Source organism: Alteribacter natronophilus (assembly GCF_006007885.1).
Lineage (GTDB): Bacteria > Bacillota > Bacilli > Bacillales > Salisediminibacteriaceae > Alteribacter > Alteribacter natronophilus.
On sequence record NZ_VCRO01000001.1, the window covers coordinates 768793 to 790326 of the forward strand.

24 protein-coding genes are annotated in these 21534 nt (G+C 46.9%); 4 read left to right on the forward strand and 20 right to left on the reverse strand.

The annotated features are described in order from the left end of the window. The first annotated feature begins 5 nt into the window (after positions 1-5). On the forward strand, positions 6-215 hold the full coding sequence (locus tag FGB90_RS03845; protein WP_138809230.1) for a hypothetical protein: 210 nt from the start codon (positions 6-8) through the stop codon (positions 213-215). A gap of 73 nt (positions 216-288) precedes the next feature. Here the strand turns inward: FGB90_RS03845 and FGB90_RS03850 are convergent, their stop codons facing one another. From FGB90_RS03850 to opp4A, 17 genes are all read right to left on the reverse strand, one after another. Beyond that, positions 289-672 carry a DUF1499 domain-containing protein gene (locus FGB90_RS03850; protein WP_138809231.1) on the reverse strand — a complete coding sequence of 128 codons (384 nt, stop codon included), beginning with the start codon at positions 670-672 and terminating at the stop codon, positions 289-291. 240 nt (positions 673-912) lie between these two features. Continuing rightward, the gene (locus tag FGB90_RS03855; RefSeq protein ID WP_138809232.1) at positions 913-1839 is read right to left on the reverse strand and encodes a DUF6612 family protein; all 927 of its coding nucleotides are present in this window, start codon (positions 1837-1839) and stop codon (positions 913-915) included. A gap of 267 nt (positions 1840-2106) precedes the next feature. Then, complete coding sequence (locus tag FGB90_RS03860) at positions 2107-2652, reverse strand: NAD(P)H-dependent oxidoreductase (protein WP_138809233.1); 546 nt, start codon at positions 2650-2652, stop codon at positions 2107-2109. 58 nt (positions 2653-2710) lie between these two features. After that, on the reverse strand, positions 2711-3652 hold the full coding sequence (locus FGB90_RS03865; RefSeq protein WP_138809234.1) for a PDR/VanB family oxidoreductase: 942 nt from the start codon (positions 3650-3652) through the stop codon (positions 2711-2713). Next, positions 3652-4107: a hypothetical protein gene (locus FGB90_RS03870; RefSeq protein ID WP_138809235.1), complete on the reverse strand. Its 456-nt coding sequence runs from the start codon at positions 4105-4107 to the stop codon at positions 3652-3654. Before FGB90_RS03870 ends, FGB90_RS03865 begins: the two co-directional genes overlap by 1 nt. Further along, positions 4104-5033 (reverse strand): heme-dependent oxidative N-demethylase family protein, encoded by a 930-nt coding sequence (locus FGB90_RS03875; RefSeq protein WP_138809236.1) that lies wholly within the window; start codon positions 5031-5033, stop codon positions 4104-4106. Before FGB90_RS03875 ends, FGB90_RS03870 begins: the two co-directional genes overlap by 4 nt. A gap of 165 nt (positions 5034-5198) precedes the next feature. Beyond that, positions 5199-6176, reverse strand: a complete 978-nt coding sequence (locus FGB90_RS03880) for a ring-cleaving dioxygenase (RefSeq protein WP_138809237.1) — start codon at positions 6174-6176, stop codon at positions 5199-5201. A gap of 387 nt (positions 6177-6563) precedes the next feature. Then, entirely contained in the window at positions 6564-7034 is a 471-nt protein-coding gene (locus FGB90_RS03885; protein WP_138809238.1) for a DinB family protein, read from the reverse strand. A 28-nt stretch (positions 7035-7062) separates the two neighbouring features. Further along, positions 7063-7947, reverse strand: a complete 885-nt coding sequence (locus FGB90_RS03890; protein WP_138809239.1) for a 5'-3' exonuclease — start codon at positions 7945-7947, stop codon at positions 7063-7065. An 87-nt stretch (positions 7948-8034) separates the two neighbouring features. Continuing rightward, entirely contained in the window at positions 8035-9189 is a 1155-nt protein-coding gene (locus FGB90_RS19565) for a GNAT family N-acetyltransferase (protein ID WP_306419217.1), read from the reverse strand. Beyond that, on the reverse strand, positions 9123-9566 hold the full coding sequence (locus FGB90_RS03900; RefSeq protein WP_138809240.1) for an NUDIX hydrolase: 444 nt from the start codon (positions 9564-9566) through the stop codon (positions 9123-9125). Before FGB90_RS03900 ends, FGB90_RS19565 begins: the two co-directional genes overlap by 67 nt. Positions 9567-9568: 2 nt before the next feature. Then, positions 9569-10288, reverse strand: coding sequence for a YwaF family protein (locus FGB90_RS03905; protein WP_138809241.1), 720 nt, complete (start codon positions 10286-10288; stop codon positions 9569-9571). 14 nt (positions 10289-10302) lie between these two features. Then, on the reverse strand, positions 10303-11238 hold the full coding sequence (locus FGB90_RS03910) for a serine hydrolase domain-containing protein (protein ID WP_138809242.1): 936 nt from the start codon (positions 11236-11238) through the stop codon (positions 10303-10305). A 131-nt stretch (positions 11239-11369) separates the two neighbouring features. Continuing rightward, on the reverse strand, positions 11370-11792 hold the full coding sequence (locus FGB90_RS03915) for a DUF4395 domain-containing protein (RefSeq protein WP_138809243.1): 423 nt from the start codon (positions 11790-11792) through the stop codon (positions 11370-11372). 51 nt (positions 11793-11843) lie between these two features. Next, positions 11844-13052, reverse strand: a complete 1209-nt coding sequence (locus FGB90_RS03920; protein ID WP_246056045.1) for an NADH:flavin oxidoreductase/NADH oxidase family protein — start codon at positions 13050-13052, stop codon at positions 11844-11846. Continuing rightward, a complete protein-coding gene (locus FGB90_RS03925) occupies positions 13049-14128 on the reverse strand; it encodes a C45 family autoproteolytic acyltransferase/hydrolase (RefSeq protein WP_246056046.1) in 1080 nt (359 codons plus the stop codon). Before FGB90_RS03925 ends, FGB90_RS03920 begins: the two co-directional genes overlap by 4 nt. Before the next feature lie 468 nt (positions 14129-14596). Continuing rightward, the gene (gene opp4A, locus FGB90_RS03930) at positions 14597-16393 is read right to left on the reverse strand and encodes an oligopeptide ABC transporter substrate-binding protein (RefSeq protein ID WP_138809245.1); all 1797 of its coding nucleotides are present in this window, start codon (positions 16391-16393) and stop codon (positions 14597-14599) included. Between the two features lie 472 nt (positions 16394-16865). On the opposite strand from opp4A, the gene FGB90_RS03935 reads away from it, so the two are divergent. The 3 genes from FGB90_RS03935 to FGB90_RS03945 all read left to right on the forward strand — a co-directional run bounded on the left by FGB90_RS03935 (position 16866) and on the right by FGB90_RS03945 (position 19529). Further along, complete coding sequence (locus FGB90_RS03935; RefSeq protein WP_246056047.1) at positions 16866-17558, forward strand: superoxide dismutase family protein; 693 nt, start codon at positions 16866-16868, stop codon at positions 17556-17558. A 146-nt stretch (positions 17559-17704) separates the two neighbouring features. Next, a complete protein-coding gene (locus FGB90_RS03940; protein WP_138809246.1) occupies positions 17705-18217 on the forward strand; it encodes a hypothetical protein in 513 nt (170 codons plus the stop codon). 130 nt (positions 18218-18347) lie between these two features. Further along, positions 18348-19529 carry a M20 family metallopeptidase gene (locus FGB90_RS03945; RefSeq protein WP_138809247.1) on the forward strand — a complete coding sequence of 394 codons (1182 nt, stop codon included), beginning with the start codon at positions 18348-18350 and terminating at the stop codon, positions 19527-19529. A 56-nt stretch (positions 19530-19585) separates the two neighbouring features. Here FGB90_RS03945 and cbpA read toward each other — a convergent pair whose 3' ends face one another. The 3 genes from cbpA to FGB90_RS03960 all read right to left on the reverse strand — a co-directional run bounded on the left by cbpA (position 19586) and on the right by FGB90_RS03960 (position 21500). Further along, positions 19586-20230 (reverse strand): cyclic di-AMP binding protein CbpA, encoded by a 645-nt coding sequence (cbpA, locus tag FGB90_RS03950; protein WP_171051689.1) that lies wholly within the window; start codon positions 20228-20230, stop codon positions 19586-19588. 132 nt (positions 20231-20362) lie between these two features. Continuing rightward, positions 20363-20908: a hypothetical protein gene (locus FGB90_RS03955; protein WP_138809249.1), complete on the reverse strand. Its 546-nt coding sequence runs from the start codon at positions 20906-20908 to the stop codon at positions 20363-20365. Between the two features lie 94 nt (positions 20909-21002). After that, a complete protein-coding gene (locus FGB90_RS03960; protein WP_138809250.1) occupies positions 21003-21500 on the reverse strand; it encodes a L,D-transpeptidase family protein in 498 nt (165 codons plus the stop codon). Positions 21501-21534 lie beyond the last annotated feature (34 nt).

Sequence of the window (21534 nt, forward strand, 5' to 3'; positions counted from 1 at the left end):
TTGCGTTGGATATTTTTACTTTTCCTGATGGAACGCAGGATTTTACCTACGCCTACTTTGTCATGATCGGTCTGTTTTTCTTTGCCTGGCTTACGATCTTCCTTCTTAAAAGATCAAACAGAAAGGCCGTAAGGAAAAACGATGAACATCCCGTATATGAAATGGGCGAAACCACTGACGGTTCCGGCTCACGCGATAAGGAACGTGCCGATTAATTACCGGCGCGTTCTTTTTTCATGAAGTGGGAACTTGTATGCACATCCGGGTCACATAAGTCCATGCCATGCTTTACTGGTCACCTGTCCCCTGCTGCTTTTCAGTAATGCGGCTTCTCAGTTTTTCCAGCCTCCTGCGGTTAACTTCAAAATCATAGTGGCCCACCCTGGCAGCGGATCTGACATCAAAGGCTTTTTTCTCATCATTATAAAGGAATTCCACATCGTCCTTGAATTTAAGCCACTTTGTCCTGAAAACTGCGTGAATATACTGCTCATCCTCTGTTTCAATCGTACACTCACTGTTTTCTTCAAGGACGCTGATAATGGTCCTGTATGTGTGCTGTTGTGATTTGGCTGCGGGAATGGACTCTGTCCGGTGCTTATCCGATTCATCATCAAGGGAGGAAACGCAGTTTCTTTTATGTGCAGGGCACAGTTTCAGATTCCTGGTCATTTTCAGGATCACCTCTGTAAATGTCTGTATTCAATCTTCATTTCGAAATATTATACTACTTCACTGCCATGCCGCCAATCAGAAAAGGTTTTCCCTTAAATACATATTTGGAAACAGGTTTGCGCTAATCAGAAATTCTTTTTCAGAATCTTTATTTTATCAAAAGAGAGCATGTCTGCACAGAAAAAAGAGACCATCCCTTATTTGACAGGGACAGCCTCTGTTAAATTAAGTGATGTTTTATGTGTTAATCAAACGTCTGCGGACGGCCAGAATTGCAGCAGCCCCGGCTGCGGTTAACAGACCCGCAAGAGCCATCATTGGAGTATTCGTGGCAGTGGCAGGAAGCTCATCGCCATCTTCCTCCATTTCTTCCTCAATGGCTTCCTCAAGATCCTCAGCCTGCTCCCTTACGTCTGCCGGAACATCAAAATCTTCCACTGAGTTAAAATTATGATAGGTTACTTCAATCAACTGTTCGATTGTCTGGGATTCATCTTCAAAGTTAAATGTAATATCCATTTCCATCTCGATCCCCGTAAGGTAATGAGTGTCCGAGTCGATCTGGAGCTCGTACCAGAAATGACTGATCTCCATATCTCCTCCAAGCTCCGCCATGAAGTCACCTTCGCCTTCCTGGCCTGTGCCGCCCATTTCAAACAGATGCATCAGTTCTTCCCCATCGCCATCATATGTAATCACATAATAGCCGTCTTCCTCGGAAAGTGACAGGTCTTCTCCGTAGCCGTTTACACCTCCAAGCTGATGATCAGGATCAAACATGACCTCATAAAGACCGTCATCTTCAATCTTTATCCACTCACCTGTTTCATCGCCAATATACAGGCCTTCTTCCGTCCAGTAAGTGGTTACAGTAAATTCTTCACCTTCGGCTGAAACAGTCATTACCTCCCGCAGTTTGAATGGATTCATGATGACATCCTGCTCTGTTGTTGTATGCGCCTCTGTTTCCCCCATAACATCATCACTGATCGTCTGATGTGTTTCAATTAAGGCGGAGTAGCTTTCAAGGTCTGCCATCGCATCGTTGGCATGGTTCAGTACTTCCTCGGCACTCTTGTCCCCGGCATGACCTGTCATGGCCGAGCCTGCAAACAATACGGAAACTGACAGTGCGGCAGCAGCGGTTTTCTTTACTGTCTTCATAGTCCCTCTCCTTTTTAGGCAGCAGAAGCTGCCTGAATTATGGAAAATTTTATTTCCAGTATCCAAATACCTTAAACAGCGGGGCTGTAAACCATTTTTTTGAAAGTCTGCTAAATGAATGCTTTTTTCGCAGAAAGATGAATAGGCAGACGTTACAGGATTAAGGCACGCTGAACAACTTGCCGGGACCGGAATCAATAGCAGTAATCTATATGAACCAAGCAAAAGACAAAAAGCGTGAACCCCCTGAGGGGTCCACGCTTTTTGTTATGTTGAACTGATTTTTGCAGCTGTTTCTGCCACTCTTTTACCAAATTCCGAAGCGAGTTTCATTTCTGCCTCCACCGGTTTATTCATTGGGGCATCCTTTGACTCTTCCACAGGGATTACTGCACTGGCCCCATATGGATTTCCGTAGTTTGCCCGGTCTTCATTTAGTGGACCGGTATTGGACACAATCACCATGCCATGGTGCTGCATCGGAGTCTGCAGGGCACGGCATACATTCTCAACCCCTCCATGCTGAGTGGAGGCTGTGGCGAAAACGCCCCCGACTTTCCCCTGCAGTGCACCTGTAAACCAAAGTCCTCCGAGCTTTCCTAAAAACTCACTCATTTTCGGGTTAGGCTCCCCGAAATAACCTGAAGATCCCCAGATAATACCGGCCATCTCCTTAAGGGTATCCGGATCGGTCTCTTCCACGGCACTGAGAATCACCTCGGCTCCATTTACCTGTTTTGCGCCTTCAGCCACACCCTCAGCGAGAACTTTTGTGTGACCATTCATACTGGCATACAGAACTGCAATTTTCATCGAATCACTCCATTCTTTGTTCCGGAATTATTTTTTCCCTAAGAACGGAGTTTATAAGTCACAGTTCAATTATAAGTGGGAAAGTTATTGACTTGCCTCTGGATACACAGGGAAGCATCCGGCCTTCCATTTTTTCCTCTGCCGTAAGAAACTGGTCCCTGTGATCAACTTCCCCGCCCTTAACCGAGATCTCACACGTTCCGCACTGACCGGACCGGCAGGAATAGGGTATTTGAAAACCTTTCTCAAGAAGTAAATCAAGAAAATTCTCCTCCGCTCCGGCACGGTATGATCCGTGACTGGTGCTGAAGACAAAGGGTTTCCGTCCCTCTGATGAAGGAGGGACAAACATCTCTGTGTAAACAGCCCGGTCCGGGAATCCCGCTGCCAGAGCCGCCGCTTTATACTGATGGTTAAATGCCGGCGGTCCGCAAATATAAACAGCCGTACCTGTCCGGTACTGATAAAGCAGTTCGGGTGTCAGGCGTTCCGCTGCCGTTTCCCTCGTAAAGTAAAAATGGCATTGTCCTGGAAAATTCGTTTTCAAATGTGAGTAAAAAGCACATTGAGCTTTAGTGCGGGCTGTGTAATGAAGCTCAAAACCAATCCCTCGTTCCTTGCACCACCGGGCCATGCCAATTATCGGCGTTATTCCGATCCCGGCTGCCAGAAACACATGATGACGTGCTGAAAAGGATGGTTTCATTCCGTTTCTGGGGAGACTGATCTTCAGTCCGTCCCCCTTTCTCACCTTTTCATGCCAGTATCTTGAACCACCGCGGGATCGTTCTGTTTTTAAAACGGCGATCTCATAGCTGCCATCTCTTGTATAACGGACAATCGAATAAGGTCTAACCCATTTTTTACTGCTGCCGATTTCAGTTACCAGATGGGCACCGGGAGTGAATTTGACAAGAGGCCGTCCTTTGATATCACCGATTCTGAATCGTTTAACAGTGGCCGTTTCACATATCACTTCCTTAATCACCGCACTGATCATCAGAATGCCTCCCTGTCAACAGCAAGGTACGCCTGCCAGTACCCTGATCTTGAACCGCTGACCTTCAGATAGCGTCCGCAGCTGCTGCACTGGACTGGGGGATTTTCACAGTCAGTAATCGAGATATGATGACAGTGAGCGCAGAAGATTCTCCTTCTGCTTCCGGAGGGGATAAACTGTATCTCTTCCGGCAGGTATCCTGCACAGACTGCTGCAGTTTCCAGCTTTTCAAGAAGACCGGTTTCAAGGGCAGCATACAGACACGTACCGTTTTTTTGGCTGGAGATCTCCTCTGAGATCCATTTAAGGTCCCGGCCGCTTCCTGCATAAAGCTCTTTAAACTCAGCTCCCTCATTTATCAGGCTGTTTCTGAGAGAGGCAGCCGGTTCAGCTCCCTTGCTGTCAAAAATGAGCAGATACCTGAGATGTCCTGCCGCAAAGTGAAAAGAGTTCAAGAAGGTTCCCTCCCGTAATCGAGCTTACGCTCCAGGTATTCTTTGAGTGGCTCCTCATATTCTGAAACCCCCTTATATTTCAGGATATCACGGGGCATCGACTCAAGGATTTTGTACAACTGCTCCACCAGAGGGTAATCGAGTTCGTCCAGAGCACAATGATGAGTATGTATGGTGAACAGAATTGCCTGTGTTTCGGGCAGTCTGAAAAGCCGCTGCCTTTCAACCCGCAGCTGGACTTTATTTCCTGCATTATCCGGAGACACAAGCTGTCTTTCCCTTTTCCATTCCGTTATTGTCTCAAGGGAATGGTCAAGGCGTCTGCCGGCTGACAGCGACCAGTTCAGACGTTCATACGGCGTGTCTGCATGAAGCCCACGGAGAAAACGGAGAATTCTTCTGTCCAGGCCTTGATGAGTAAAGCCGGGGACAGGCTCATGAATTTGAAGGAACGGCATACCCAGGTTAAATGTCAGAGACCAGCCTGCGGGAAAACAAACGTATCCCGCATCCATATAAATATCCTGGTCACGTTCCGTCATTAGGATCAAGTCTTCCTGTACATGATCTCCAATCACCCTCAGAGCGTCTCCGGAAAACTCCTCCACGCTTACTTGTTCGTTTAGAATACTGTTGTAAAGGGTGAAACCGCCTGTTGTCACGTCAATACTGAATTCTTCTTCGCTCACATTTACCAGGTGTTCTGCAGTAAGTTTAGCGGCTTCATACTGAGCCTCATGTGTATGGGGAAGTGACCTGAAACACCTGCCCGGCTGCTCTTTTATCAGCTGCCTCTTATAACTTATCTCTTCTATGTACGAGTCGTTCACTTCTATACAGGGCTTACCCGTTATGGGATAAGCGTCGTTTGAATAGCTGTACGTTCTCTGTTCCTTACTGAATGGATAGGGAAACGAAGATTTCATAGTATCTCCAGTCCTTTATATGAGTTTGGGATATTGATCGGGCATCCCTCTTTAGAGTCCTTTCGCTATAAGAAACTTCATTTCCTCTAAAAAACTGCATTCTTCCAACTTACTTACATCATCATAAAGAGGCCGGCCATCCCCAACGGACAGCCGGCCCTGATTTTATTTTCTTTTCGTATCCAGCGGTTTCAGTTTCGCTTCAATTTCCTCACGGCGGTTCTCAAAGAAAGGTGGAAGAGCCAGACTTTCCCCGAGACTGTCAAGGCTTTCGTCTGTATCAAAGCCTGGTCCGTCTGTAGCAAGTTCGAAAAGAATACCATTTGGCTCCCTGAAGTAAAGGGAACGGAAATAAAAGCGGTCTACAAAGCCGGAGTTGGGAATCTGCAGTTCGTTTATTTTCTCCACCCACTGTCGAAGTTCTTCTTCGTCATCGACACGGAATGCTACATGGTGTACTGCTCCACGACCCATCCTTTCGGGAGGAAGGTCTGTACGTCCTTCCAGATGTACCTCTGCTCCATTGCCTCCCAGTCCCGATTCAAAAACCCTTATTTCAGGCTGGCCATCAATCTGCGGGGCATACGAACGGTCCGTTTCCCTGAATCCGAGGATCTCCGTAAGTACGCGTACTGTCCCTTCGGGTTTTCTTACTGTCAGTCTGATCGGTCCGAGGCCCCCCGCCCCTTCCTCCCGGCTTACAGGAGAGAACTCCCACGGGGTTCCTGCACTGACTCCTTCGTTGTTCTGATCGGATACAAATGAAAGACGCTGTCCTTCGGGATCCTCAAAGTCGAGATACTTCCTGCCCGACCTGGTTACGATTCCGTCATGTGTTACCCCATGATCATCAAGCCGTTTTTCCCAATAGGAAAGTGCTTCGTCATCTTTTACCCTCAGGCCGATTGATGAGATACTGCTGACACCTCTGTGCGCTTTCGCAGCCATTGGAATCTCAAAGAAAGTCAGCTCAGTCCCGGGATTTCCTTTTTCATCTCCATAGAAAAGGTGATAAACGGAAGTGTCATCCTGATTAACCGTTTTTTTAACGAGTCTCATTCCGATTACCTCTGTGTAAAAACGGTAGTTTTCCTGTGCATCTGCTGTGAGGGCAGACACGTGATGTATGCCTTTTACATGCATTCAATCTCCTCCTTGTTTTTCAATTGGCCGTATTAAGACTTTTATTACTGTATGCAATTAACTTACTTTTTGTAAGTATAAGGGTACACCACGTTTACGGCTTTGTCAATTTAGATGTACTCCTATTAAATGTCCTGAAATACGGATTACAGAAAGTGGTGTATTCGCCATTCAATAGAACAACGGCTTTAAAATAACAGGGAGGCTGGGACAAAAGAGTTATTAAAGCCGGAATACGAACTGACATAATGCAATGCGGTAAATCGCTTCTGAAATTTGCTCCGCTTGTTCGACCATTGCAGGGATCCTAATCTAAACAATTTTCCTGTGTCACAGCCTCAGTATTTTTTTATCGCTATCCTGTTACCGTACTCCTCCCCGCTTTATTCAGCCCCAGACGTTCTGGATGCCCAGTGCCTTTTTCAGACTGTTTATGGTCCCCAGATGATGGCCGTCGTGAACAGTGAGAAACTGAACCAGCTGCTCTCCTGTCTCCATTCCTCTGAAGGGATTATCCATACGAGCGGCAAAAATGGCCGGTGCATTCTGTTCCACCCATTCATTCTGCTGCTTCAATAAACTTATTAAGTCCTCCAGTTCCGGTATCTGAAGTCCCTCCCAGTCCCCGGGGGCGGAGCCTTTCGTAAATGCGTGATGCAGGTCCGGACTGAAATGTTCCTTTTCACCTGACAGGGGATTGATCTTTTCGTTAAAATTTACAAGGATATGACCGGCATGCCACCTTATATTGTTGCTGAACCCCTGCGGAATACGCTCAGCAGTTTCAGTGTCAACGGCCTCCAGTGACTGGATTAGCCGTTCCCTCCAGAAATGAAATAATGTCAGCGTTGCACTCATATTTCTCCTCCCCTTCGATCAGAACAATTTATATTGAAAGCCGGACTCTTACTTCCATGCGATTAAGCTCCTGAAGGATCGATTCCTTATCGATTTCCAGTTCCAGTGAGTCAAACAGGAAATTCTCCAGTTCCGCTATATCGCAGATGATTTTTGATAGATCCCTGGAAATGTATGTTGTATCCCTGCCCGCAGCCAGCTTCTTTTTGTAGCGATTATACTTTTTATCGAGCTGTTCAATCTGCTCAAACACCGCATCAATGGACCCGTATTCCCGGATCAGGGGCAGTGCTGACTTTTCACCGATTCCCGGACACCCCGGAATGTTATCACTTTTATCCCCCAGAAGTGCTTTAACGTCCACCCATTGACTGGATGAAATACCGAATTCATTTTGAAAATCCTGGTGGGAGTAGACAAGTTCTTCTTTCTTCCGGTTAATAATCTGTGAGACACGCTCGTCAAGAAGCTGGAAAAGGTCCCGGTCATTACTGTAAATAAAACAGTTCCCGGCCCCCTCGGCAGACCATCGGGTTGCGAGTGTCCCTATCACATCATCAGCTTCATAGGAAGGGACTGTGAGCTGTTTAATATTCATCGTCTCAAGCATTTGTGTAAGTGTTTCATACTGTTCAATCAGCGGCGCAGGAAGGTCTTCGCGCTGTGATTTATAAAAGTCGTATTCCCGGCTTCGCGTCGTTTCATTTCTTTTCACATCCCAGGCAACAGCAAGGTGGGTTATGCCATGCTGGTCAATAAGGTTAAACAGTTTCTGGAAAAACACCCTCAAAGCGTTCGTATAGACACCATTACTGTTTTTCAGTTTATCATCCGGTCTCCCGTAGCTTGTTGCAAAATGACCGCGGCTCAGCAGGTTAAAGCCGTCGATCAGCAGTAAATTCTGTTGTGACATTTTCAATCTCCTTCTTCTGCATTAAGGTTTCCCCTAAAGAAATAAATTGCGGCTACCATTGTACCATGAATTGAAGGCGTTACCCGATTAGTCTTTATTCCTTATTTCCAGCGGCATCAGTGATGCCTCTGTTCCATTGACCCGCAGTGCAAAAACATCCGGGTTTTTCAGGTTTCTCCACTGTTTAAAACCAAAGTCCGGCAGCCAGTTTCGCAGCAGGAAGGCCAGCAGATTTCCGTGAGTGACAATGACCACCGGACCATCCCCCTCAGCCTCCTGTATTACTTCATATCCCCTGGAGGCCGCAGCGTTCCCGCTTTCTCCCCCTTCCAGCACGAGATCCGGGTCCTCAAACGACCGGCGCAGCCAGGTTTCCCATTCCGGCAGATTTGTCCCTGACAGCTTTCTTTCCCTGAGTCTCTCCTCGAGTTCCACTTTCAGTTTCAGTCGGACGGCTGCAGGTTTAATCGTATCCACCGCTCGTCTGAAAGGACTGGTGAGTATCCTGGTAATCTCTTTGTCTTCGAAAAAATCAGCGAGGAGCTCTGCATCGGCCAGACCCCGGGCGGTAAGTTGTGCTTCAGGTTCCTGACCACTTGTTTCACAGTGTCTTACGAGATAGATTGTTGAACCGGGCGATTTATATTTTTGCAAATACTCTTTTCGCAGCTGGGAATAGACATACGTATTATGAAACTCCGCTCCATCAAAATCCGTCTCTCTGAGTACACCGTCCAGATGAAAACCGAACTTTTCCATCAGCCTTTTTGAACCTTCGTTCTGCTCAAAGAGATCACCAACAAGCCTGTTTAAATGAAGAGAGTTAAAAGCATAATCCAGTATCACAGGCATCAGTTCGGTCATCACACCTGTTCGCCGGTAATCCCTGCTGATGACGGCGTTCATTTCCGCTTTTCTGTGAAAGGAATGAATCTTATGAAAGCGGAATACCCCCACAAAATTTCCGGAACGGCGATCAGTGATCAGCCAGCTGAGATCGTTCTTCCCGGTAAACCTGTCTATTTTCTGTTCCATTTCGGTAAGACTCCCAACTGGATGGGGCGTGATGTATCTCATTGTCTCCGAGTCTGAAAAAAGAGGATAAAGCTCGGAAGCATTCCCGCGGCAAAGTGGTTTCAGCCTGTAATTTTCCGATTGCAGAACAGACCGTCCATTCATTGCCCCTCCCCCTCTTTTCCGGAAAGCTTCTGACGGGCAAAACGGATACTGTTTTTCGGCCATATTTCAATGAAGGGGTCTTCCAGAATCTCTTCAGCTGTCATCCAGAGAACTTCCGAAACTTCATTCGGATCCTTAGCGGAGGCTTCGCCGCTTTTATATTTGCACAGAAAGACAATATCAACGACATGAATTCCCTTTTCCGTCACAAAAGAAGTGTTATGTACGTAAGTCAGCTTGTCGTGGACAAGAACCCCTGTTTCCTCCTCGATTTCTCTTTTAACCGTTCTTTCAAGAATGTCCGAAGTATTTCCTTCCCGTTCGGCTTTCCCGCCAGGCAGTGCAATCATACCGGATGCATGGTCTTCTTTGTCACTTCTGCGGATCATCAGCCACTTTCCATCACTATGTACCGCTCCTTCAACATTTACGACAAACATAATCAGCCTCCTGCTTCATTTTTTTTTCTTTCCCTGAACAGCAGCCAGATAAGGACAAAGGTCACAAAGGCCACAAGTTCAAGTGAAACTATGTACCATGGATGAGGGCCAAGGAAATCCAGAAGGCTGCCTTCTTCCGGTTTTCCTGTTAAAAACCAGTAATTGCCTTCCACTCTGCTATTCACAAACAAAATAAAAGGGAGCAGAAGATTGAGAAACAGCAGGGCTTTCCAGACAGAGGAAAAGTCCGGCCGGTATCCTCTTACTGCGGCAAAGTAGACAGCGGTCCAGATGATCAGAATATGTGTATAGAAAAAGTGAACAAACCGGAAGTGGGGAAGCCCGTATGACAGTACCGGTGTCATAATGGCCTGAAGTGCCCCTGCGATCCCGATGAACAGGACAATATTCTGGGTTGCACGGTGTCTGGTCAGCAGAACGACAATAATCATAATGAGACTTATGTTGCACAGTTCCAGAGGGAGCGCATGGTGTGTACCCCAGTTGCCGGTGAAAAGAAGCCACACATGGTATCCTGTTTCCAGCAGCACCAGGGTGACGGCAGTACCAATCTCCCATTTCCTGAGAGGTTTCTTTCTGAGCCTGTGGCGAAACAGAACAATAGCTGCAATACCGGCAAAAAGAACAGCGATCATGAGCAAGTGTTCAGCTGAGAACATCACAAAAGGAGTTTCTCCACTCGTGCCTTGAAAGAAATTCATCAGTCTCCGCCTTTCTACTCAAATGCCGTCAGGATAAACTTCGTGAAATAGGTGAAGGGCTTTACAGCTTCTTTCCGGGAATAGCGGCCGGTAAATACACAAATCAATTCCTTTTCAGGCAAAATGAATATATATTGGCCTCCACTTCCGGCAGCATACGGAAATTCAGGGAGACGCCCTGATTCAGGATTTATCCACCAGTGTCTTCCGTACCACTGATGGCCTCTTCCTGTTTTGATTCCACGCTCTGTGGAGGAAGCAGCCCACTCCTCCTGAACGACGGTTTTTCCGTTAAAACAACCTTTATTAACGTAAAGTCTTCCGAATTTAAGCATATCCAGCGGAGAAAGGGATAGACCAAACCCGCCCGTATTATACCCCTGCGGATCGGTGTCCCATTGCCTTGCAGGAATATCAAGAGGTTTAAACAGGTGCTCAGCTGCATACAGGGAGAGTGGTCTGCCGGTTGCTTCTGTTAAAATAATACTCAACAGATGGGAACAGGCTTCGATATAGGACATTTTCTCCCCCGGCCTGTCCTGACTGTTCTGACCGAGAATAAACGAAAGCCAGTTCCCGGAATCAAAGAAAGCTTTGTTTCCCGGCCAGCGTAAGCCGGAACTCATTAAAAGAAGGTGGTCTATTGTTATATTTGAAAAGTGAGCCGGTATATCTTTACCTGCTAAATAGTCGGAAACAGGCCTGTTAAGATCTATTTCCCCTCTCGAACTTGCAATTCCTGTCAGGGCAGACAGAACACTCTTCGTAACAGAGTTCACCTTCACAGGGGTGTCAAGCTCCATCCCTCTCCCGGTCCACCTGAATACAAGCTGATCGGCTGCAGAAACAGCACAGGATGAAACCGGTTCACTGGCGAGGATTTCTTCCAGCTCTTCCTTTCCTTTAAATGATCGTTCGTCCATCCGGTCTACAAAAGGTGAATACGACACTCTTTACACCACATTTCCTGAATTGGTTTAATATTCTTTTAATTATACTAAAGCTTCATTAGGTACACAATTTACCGGCAGCTGCTAAATGAAAACGATGCGCAGACAGGCAGCTGCACATCGTTTTTCGGTCAGCTTTTCATTCTGCCGGCTCTGTATTTCAATTTATTGAACTGATAATACATCACGCAGCCGATACAGTACCCGCAAAGAGCTGCTGAAGCTGCTAAAGTAACTGCAAGGACAGGCAGCCAGGCCAGCCAGTGGGAGGTTATAGCCGTAAACAGCAGACCTGTTCCAAGAAGAACAGCTGCAATCGACTGATTGAACCGAGTCAGTGATGCGGCCTCGGTTTCAGTTCCCGGTGTCTTTCGAAAGAAGCTTTTATAAACGATCACCGCGGGGTTGAATCTGGGTCCGCAAACAAGAACGATACAGGCAATAACGAATGTAACAGCCAGAAGAACAACACTCTGAAAAAGAATGGAAGATGCGGTCAGGAGGACAAGCATCGTCTGATTGGCCTTTACATACGCTGCAGGGATTTCTTTCATCTTAAAACCTCATTTCTATTGCTTTTATACTTAGTCTATTCTGAAAGCAGGCTATACTCTTCGTTTTGCATAAATTCCTTTACCGTATTTAACTGCTGCCTTCAAAAGCGCTTTCCCTGCCGGCAGGGATGGCAGCGTCTCTTTCCCGTTGCCCATTCTCTCTAGCTGAAGACTGTACCATACAAGCTCCAGCATAGCGCGGTCGTCAATAAAGCGCCAGCCTGTCTTTTTTCTTTCAATCCGTACTGCATCAGTTTGGCCATGAATCAGCTTGACAGGAAGATCAGGATAAACAGCAAGAGGTCTCGCCATTCCAATAAGATCGGTTTGATCTTTCAGGAGAGCCTCCTCCATCCCATCCCTTGTTCTGAACCCTCCTGTAACAGCAAGAGGAACATCCACCGCTTCCCTGGCTCGTTCTGCAAATGAAAGAAAATAGGCTTCCCGGTCATGGTGGTCTCTGGTAATACCGGTCATCTCCGGACTTTCGTAAGTCCCCCCGGATATTTCAATCATATCTGCTCCCTCGCCGGCCAGCAGTTTTATCGTTTCCAGGGATTCATCGACACTGAAGCCGCCTTTCATGAAATCGGCGGAGTTAATTTTTACGGAAACGGGGAACCCTGTACTGACTGAATTTCTCACTCTGCGAAAAACTTCCAGCAGGAACCGTGTTCTGTTTTTCTGCGATCCCCCCCACCTGTCTGTCCGGATATTATGCCTCGGTGAAAGGAATTGGCTGATGAGGTACCCGTGAGCAGCATGAACCTGTACACCGGTAAAACCGGCTTTCTCCGCAATACGGGCCGTTTCCCCGAATTTAGCGGCTATGTCCAAAATCTCTTCATCCGCAAGAGCTCTTGCTTTCGGAAAAAAACGCTGAAGTTCCTTTGGAAACAGCACCTCTGATGGGGCTACAGCTTCATTGGATACGCCCTTAAACACCTGTTTCCCCGGATGATTAATCTGCATCCAGCACTGCGTGGCGTTTCCTGTTGCTGCAGCTGCCCATTCCTTTAGTCGGGGCAGGTGACGTTCGTTTTCAACCACGACATTCCCCGGTTCTCCAATAGCAGTTCCTGAAATCATTACGTTTCCCGTAACAAGAAGACCGGCTCCCCCTTCTGCCCATCTCCGGTAAAGGGTAACCAGCTTTTCCGATGGAGCGTGATCACGGGTACCGAGGGCTTCACTCATGGCCGCTTTCATGATCCTGTTTTTAAGTACCTGACTGTTGATGTTAAAGGGTGCTTCGATCACCTTGAGCTTCCTCCCTGCTTTTGAAGGTGTGTAACTTCTCCGTCCCACGGAAGCAGACCATTCACCTTTTTAATCCGAAGCGGCTTACCATTAAGCCATTCTGAAAAAGAAATTGTGACTGGATGAGAGTCAATTCCCACCCCCACAGTCGCGGAAAGGTTCACTGTATCATAAACAGCAGTATGAATTGTGCCGGACCAGTTACCGTATTCACGCTTGGCAACGCCGCGCTTTTCATCATTCAGAACGGAAAACAGATCTCCTGCAGGGCTTTTACTGCCGGAAAAATCCCTTGAGTAGTCTTCCAGGAGGTGGAGTCTTGATACAGATTCTCCTGTCCGGTGGCGGTTCTCTCCTTTTTTCTCCTCGAAATGATTCGTACATCCGGATGAACTGTTTCTCCGGACTTCAACACCCTTACCGGACGCTTCTACAACGGCCCTGTCTCCTGATGAATCCATCAGAGAATAATTAAACGCATGACGATGCGGAATTTCCTTAAGCATGTGAACAGCATCTCCAACATTGGTGCACCGGCTCAGGATCATCCTTGCGATTGTCGTGCAGATAAAGCCATCGGACGGGCGTAGACGGTTTACAAAGTGATAACCCGCAGCAAGCCCTTTTTCATTCATGCCGTCCATACGTCCCACGACTCTCTGTGCAAAACCGATGATGCTGTACCCTTTACCCCTATCCGGCTGCCAGAGAACAAATCTCCCGTCATATGTTTTGGGATGATAGTCATAATTGCGGCCGTATAAGCCGTTATACATAATGGAAGAGCAGCCGCTTTTAACCCAGTCCTGCTGATACCCTCCGTATTCGTGGACGGTGTCCTCGAGGGACCACCCGAGTCCTTCGGCAGCTCCTTCAAGTTCCTCCCAGATTTCAGGGGCAAAATGCATAAACATCTTTTCCGCTTCCTTTATATCAGCGGTATAGGATTTCAGGGATTTTTTCCGGCGTTTTGCATGAACGGGATAAAGCTTTGAGTGTTTTATTTTTTCGCCCTGCATAACCCCGAATCTATATGGTGAACCTCTGCCTTCTGTTACATCCACCTGGATATCCAATCGATCAGCCCCCGGCTTATTCATATTAGTGCCGCTGCTTGTGTGTATTATAGCAATCCTTAATAGTAAGTATTATACATGAGCGGTGAGGCTGGTTTACAGCGTTCCGCTCAGCGCTGAGGATTCTCACCTTTGTAAATTAAAAGCTGTTTTCGGAAAGCTGTTTTCGGATAGATTGTTGTTTTATTGCGCTGCAGGCGGATGCTTTCCTCGGGCATCGCTTCAGCCTCCTGGGGAGTGCTTCTGCTTCTTCCTCTGCAAGGTAAGCTTCGAAGCTGTATGCCTCGAAGCAGCTCGAAGCAAGCACAGGCTGTAAACGCTCGCACCTGATGCTTTTCCCGCTGGAGTCACCGCCTTTCGCTCCATTAATAATGTGACCACTAGCAACAATCTATAGAACACAGCCAAATTAAATGAAAAAAACCTCCGCGGATTATCCCGCAGAGGTTTTTTATTCGTTATAACTTATTACTGGTTGCGATACCAAAGGTGTGAGTCACGCGTTGCATCACGCACCCCAACAGTAACACCGCCAACTTCGGAATCAATCGCATAAACCGTTGTTGGTGAAAACATTGGAATAAGCGGCAGCTCTTCGTTAACAAGCTGGTGCCATTCCTGATAAACAGACTGACGATAATCCATATCAAATGCTTCTTCACTCAGTCCACGTACAATCAGTTCTTCTGACTCCTCGTTAACCCAGCGAGGGAAGTTCCAGAAGTCCTGCTCTCTCCAGAGGCCGGTTGGATCCGGATCCGCAGCAAGTCCCCATGCACCCATGAAGAGGTCGATGTCGGCATCGTCTTCTTCCACGAGGTCGTAGAACAGGTTGAATTCAAACAGCTGACCGTCCTGAAGGCGGGCGTTTATTCCTACATCCTGCAGGTTCTGAACGATATAAGTCGCACGCGGCTCGGAAATATCCGTTCCACTCATGGCCATGAAGTTTACAGTGAACTCTTCACCGTCCGGAGTGTCTCTCCACCCGTCACCGGTTACATCTTCGTAGCCTGCTTCATCAAGAAGCTCGGCAGCACGGTCGGGATCGTAGTCGTACTGAGTCAGTGTAGATTCATCCGGGTAAGCCCAGGATACTACAGATTCAGGTGCATTAATTACCGTGCCGTATCCTTCACTGAAGGAATCGATAATCCCCTGGCGGTTAATTGCATGTGCAAATGCCTGACGAACATTCTTATCAGCGAACTTTTCATTGTCCATTACGTTTTTATCGCCATCCCAGTGTCCGAGCTTAAATCCGATGTAGCTGTAGGAAAGGGCTTCGATCTCTTCCAGTGTCACCCCATCTGCTCCTTCAAGGTCCACTGCCTGTGAAGGCGGCACGTCGATGATATCCACTTCGCCCTGCTGTACAAGTTCTCCGGCCATTTCTCCATCGATAATACGGTAAACTACACCATCAAGATTCGGGCGGCCCTGCCAGTAATCTTCAAATGCTTCAAACTCAACCTGCTCACCAGGTACGATGTTTGTTACTTTGAACGGTCCAAGACCAACAGGCTCACGACGTACCTGATCGGATTCCTCCATATCCGCTACAGCCAGTCCCTCGTAATGGGCACTTGGGATAGGGTTTGTCCAGAGGTTCAGAATCGTGTTTGGTGCGGCTTCGGTAAGCTCCACCTGAATGGTGTGATCATCAACAATTGTCACACCTTCAAGTTCATGAGTGGCCTCAGCATCGTAATCCTCGAGATCCTTAACTTCCTGGGCACCGACGATCATTTCCACATTGGAGAAACGGGTTGCAGTGTAGTCAGGGTGAGCAATAACCTGCCAGGCATATGCCATATCCTGTGCAGTCAGTTCTTCACCGTTATGCCATTTAACCCCGGGCTCAATGTTGAAAGTAATCGTTTTTCCGTCTTCGGAAATATCCCATGTTGCCAGGTTCGGCTCCGGCATAAGTTCGTCATCGGTTGTAACGAGCCCTTCCGTCATCAGGCCGAGGGCAAGGGCATCATCCTGACCTCCGTAGTGAGCGATGTCAAAAACCCCTGCAAATGGCTGCGTGTAACCATACGTTACTGTACCACCCTGAGGAGCGTCTTCCTGCGCTGCCTCCTCATCTTCATCATCCTCTTCGGCAGCACCATCATCGTCACCGTCATCGTCAGCAGTTTCTTCGGTATCCCCGGCATCATCCGGAGTATCTGCATCAGCAGGCTCTGTGTCATCTCCACACGCTGCCATAACAATTGACCCCGTTAGAAGAACAGATAAAAGCATAGACTTTTTCATTTTAAGTTTTCCCCCTTATTCTCATGTCAGTCGTTCGTCTAAGAATGCAAATCCCCGGCTGCCGTTCACCCCCTTATCAAAATAAATTAAATGGTCACACAGGAAAGGATGCTGAAAATTCTGAACTTTTTCAGTAAACGAAATAAACGGCCAGTATGTAATGAATCGTTCCGCTTCTCCCCTGCTGCAGTAACCGATTTAACCCTCAGCTGCATTCACATTCTCTGAACAAAATTAATATTATCAAATATTCTTTCAATTAGCAATATTAGAAAAACAAAATATTATATTTTAATACAATTATTTTGCAGCAGTTTAAGAGAAACTCAGTATTTATGCGGATTGGAGCGATAGATTTTATTTACAAATTATTTTGCACATTGTCTCTAAATGTTATTTTATTGAGCAGTGATTAAACTGTTTCTTCCCTGTCCATCCTGCTAGAGATAACTAAAAAGGAGTTGTTTACTATATGAAAGCAGGCTATTTTCTTTCGGCAGTTTTCACTTTTCTTATTCTGTCTGCAAGCGGGTGCGGACCGGCAGATCAGGACGGAGAAGATGCAAACGGAGGATACTCAAACAGCAATACTGCTCTGGACCATGGAATTAAGGAGCACACGGATCAGGATGCTTTGACTACATTTGCCGCCAATCAGGATGCAGACAGGCTTGAAGCACAAGCCAGAATGATCGGAAGCGATAATCAAAGCAGAGGAAAAGTATCATTTTACACTTTGAATGAGCAGGTACTGGTAAGAGCCGAACTTCAGAACCTCTCCCCTTCAGGGTTCCGAGGTTTTCATATTCATGAAAATCCTGTATGCGAACCGGAAGCAGAGGACGGACCTTTTATGACAGCCGGCGGCCATTACACCCCCGGGCAGAAGGATCACGATCATCATGCAGGTGATATGCCTTCAGTGTATGTAACTGAGAATGGAACCGCATATCTAACAGCTATCCTTGACCGCTTCACACCTGCTCAATTGCTTAAAGATGGAGTTGCTGTGATTGTTCACGAAGATTCGGATAACTTCGCCAACATCCCGAACAGGTACCAGTCAAGTAAGCAGGACAGCCCCGGTCCGGATGAGGACACGTTAAGAACCGGCGATGCTGGCGACAGAGCAGCTTGTGGTGTTGTCGAAGCAGCTGATCAATAAAGGCCTTCTCCCCTGTTGAAATGTCCGTCATGAGATGTTATCATAGCAAAATTGTAAGCCTGTCAGGAAAAACATCCTGGCATGACGGAGCCTGCGGAACTCTGATTCCTCAGGACTGTTTTACATTACAGATACAGGGGGATTCGATGCTTCTCTTACAAAATGAAGACTCGAAAACAAAAGATGAGCTTATCCGTGAAAAATCCGACCTTGAATTTCAGCTTTTCCGTATGCAGGACAACATGAAGTCGATCGCAAAGCACTGGAAGGTACTTGGGATTGAACAGACGAAAGAAGATCACTGGGTTGTTGTATACCGGTCTGATAAAAATGGGGTGTGTCAGATCATGCTTCATGAATGTACAGCTCCTTTCCGGGGAGACTGGGACTTTGCCATCCAGGCATCGTATGAAGATGACAGAACGATTCAGATTGACGATATTAAGGGACAGGAGAATAAAGGTTTCGGTACTGTCTGCATGCACTACCTGAAAAAAACAGCACAGCAGCAGAATATAAACTTTATTACTGGCAACCTGGTAAAAAGAGACTGGGATCACATTGACCGTCTTATTCACTTTTACAGAAAGCATAATTTCCAAGTGGAAGTAAACAGCAGTGAACAGGTCGGAAGGATAAAATGGAAACCAGCACACTGAAGAACTGCAGGAGGGTGTCCCCGAAGGTATGAGCAATACTTTCACGGGACGCCCTCCTTTTCTCTTTTTATTTCACCTTTTTTTCTATAGAATAAGAAAGATAATCTGATGTAAAGAGGTGTTTGGTCGAATGAATAAAGATCGGGTATTAACAAAACTGGAGGAAATAAAAGAACAGCTTTTCGAAATAAGTCAATACATAGGGAATAATCCGGAACTCGGCAACGAAGAATTCAAAGCATGTGCTGCACTTGCTGAAATACTCGAGGAATCAGGTTTCACAGTGAAGACCGGGATCTGCGGGCAGCCCACTGCGTTTGAGGCGGTATACGACAGCGGACAGCCGGGACCGAGTATCGGATTTATGAGTGAATACGACGCCCTCCCCGGACTCGGTCATGGCTGTGGACACAACCTGATCGGAACGATGGGAGCTGCAGCTGGAATTTCCCTGAAGGAAGCTGCCTCAGTAACGGGTGGAAAAGTCTACGTCTACGGGACGCCTGCAGAGGAAACCAGAGGGGTGAAAGTCACAATGGCTGAAGACGGCATCTTTGATCATCTGGACGCTGCATTGATGTGCCACCCGGGCAGTCATTACAGAAAAAGCGGAAGTTCCCTAGCGATGGACGCGCTTCAGTTTACCTTCAAAGGAAAAACAGCCCATGCAGCCGCCTCGCCTGAAAAGGGCATCAATGCACTGGATAGCGTAATTCAGACATTTAACAGTATTAATGCCCTTCGTGAACATACAACACCGGATGTGCGAATCCACGGTATCATTCCCGAAGGCGGCAAAGCAGCGAATGTTGTGCCCGATCTTGCCATTGCCCAATTTTACGTAAGGGCTGCCACAAGAACGGCTGTTAACGAGGTCGCTGAGAAAGTTAAAAACTGCGCACGGGGAGCAGCACTTGCCTCCGGAACGGAGCTGGATATTTCCTATTACGAATTTTCATATGATGATATGATTACGAACGAAACTCTCTCAGCTTCATTTACAGATTCTCTCATGGAACTGGGAACCGATGAGGGTGAAATCTATGAAAAAACAAGCGGTGGTTCACTGGATATGGGAAACGTCAGTCAAATCGTCCCTTCCATCCATCCGTATATCAAGATCAGCGGAAGCCCCATAACCGGACATACAGTTGAATTCAGGGACGCCGCACTCAGCCGTGAAGGGTTTGAGGGGATGTTTCGGGGTGCCTGTGCCATGGCAGTAACCGGAGTTAAACTCCTTGAAGACGACTCACTGCTTCAGACGATTCAAGAAGAATTTAAGCAGGCAAAGGAAAGTAATGAACGGTAATAAAAAAATGGGTGCCCGCGTCTAAACACGCGGGCACCCTCTTTTGTATTGCGATGTTATCCGGCAAAGGACTTTTCATTTTCAATGTGAATAATCCGGAAATGGTTGTGCTCGAGGTGTCTGGTGATTTTTTCAAGATCCTCCTCCGTTGTCTCGGCAGGAAGCGTAACGACACACCGCCGCATAAAGGTCCGGTCACTGTCGAGTGTAATAAAACTTCTGATATCCGTTACTTTTGACAATGTGGTCACGATATCCTGCAATGAGCCTTTATATTCTTCGAGAGACAGTGTAATGGCATAGCTGCTGTGCCCCACTGCCCATGCACTTTCAAGAATATCCAGGATTTTCCCGTGCGTCATAATACCTTTGAATTCGCCGTCACTGTCGGTAACAGCCAGATAAGGTACCTGTCGAATTGTAAAAAATACATTAAAGAAAGAGGCATCTTCTGAAACTGCCCTGTCCTTTTCCACTGTAATTTCCGTTACAGATACAGCCGGATCTTTCCCGTCCCTGTACAAATGCTCATATAAGTGAGTTTTATAAACATTTCCAAGATATTTCCTGCCGTCAGCAGAGAGAACAGGAACGCATCGGTATCCTGTCTCCTGGATAAAGTCCAGAGTTTCCTTTACGGACATCGTTTCCAGCACGTTCTTTACTTCTCTTTTCGGTATGTAGTTGGATTTAACCTGCATGCCTCTGCACTCCTTCATTGTTATCTTTAGTTATATCTCCAATGGATTTTATTCGACAAACGTTCCCTCGTTTCCTCCCCCGACTATGACATTCGAATGAAAAAAGCCGGCTTGCTGAGCCACGGCCGGCACTTAGGATGACATCTCCTTCTGTCTTTCAACTTTTACATATCTTTCATCATAGGAATTAATATTCATGGATTCGCAGATAAAGTCCACATTCAGACCCAGATCGGATGACAGCATTACTTTAGCAAGATCGATGGCTGTGATTTTATCGTCGTAATGGGAGACTTCCACCGTTGTTTCAACGATGTATTTTTCCCCCAGTTCAAAACGGACGTTTACGTTCATAAACTCTCCTTCATCAAGCCCGGAAAAATCAGCTTCATCAATGAGGCGCTTCTGGTCTGCTCTTTTCCACTGCTTACGAATGATTTCCTGGACTGTTTCCTCAGTAAACTCCCCTACAATTTCGCAGGCATCATCTCTTTCTTTTACAATAATTCTTAAAAATCCATTGCTCCAGATCCAGCAGTGGGAAAACTGTTCATCTTCAGGCTCTGCCTCCCCGCTGTGATCATGAAAGTGGCTGAGACAGTGAAACCCGAGTTCCGAAAGTTCCTTTGTCGTTTTCACCTGTTTTAGCATCGGTTCAACTTCTGTATATTCTGTCATGAGTTACACGCTCCTAAAATTCGGTCTTGACCTCCTATACCCCCGATAAAGGTTCGTTACTCACACAGATTGAAAACAGCAGCACCATCCGTCACTACGCTTTAATAAGCACTTTTGTGCCGTTGGGTACAAGTGAGCCCAGCTCCAGTACGTCCTCATTAAACATCCGCACACATCCCCTGGAAACTGCCTGACCAATCGAAGAGGGATCATTCGTGCCATGAATGCCGTATCCTTTTTTTGATAAACTCAGCCACAGCACACCGAAAGGGCCTCCCGGATTCGGAGCCCGGTTCACGATGATAAACTCCCCTGTCGGTGTTTCAAATAACATCCTGCCTATAGCAACAGGATAGGTTTTTATCACACTCCCGTTTTCCAGAAGGGTGAGCTGCCTGCGGCCAATGGAAACTTCAATTGTATACGGCAGAGTGACAGGATCCGGAAATCCGGGAATGGCAATCTGCTGGCCCGGAATAATCATATCCGGGTCCGGCAGGCTGTTTGCCTGCAGGATAGACTGGTATGGTGTGCGGAAGTCTTCGGAAATTGAAAAAAGAGTGTCTCCTGGTTTAACCGTGTAGCTATACATAAAAGGCCCCCCTGAACATAGGATAGTTCATCAT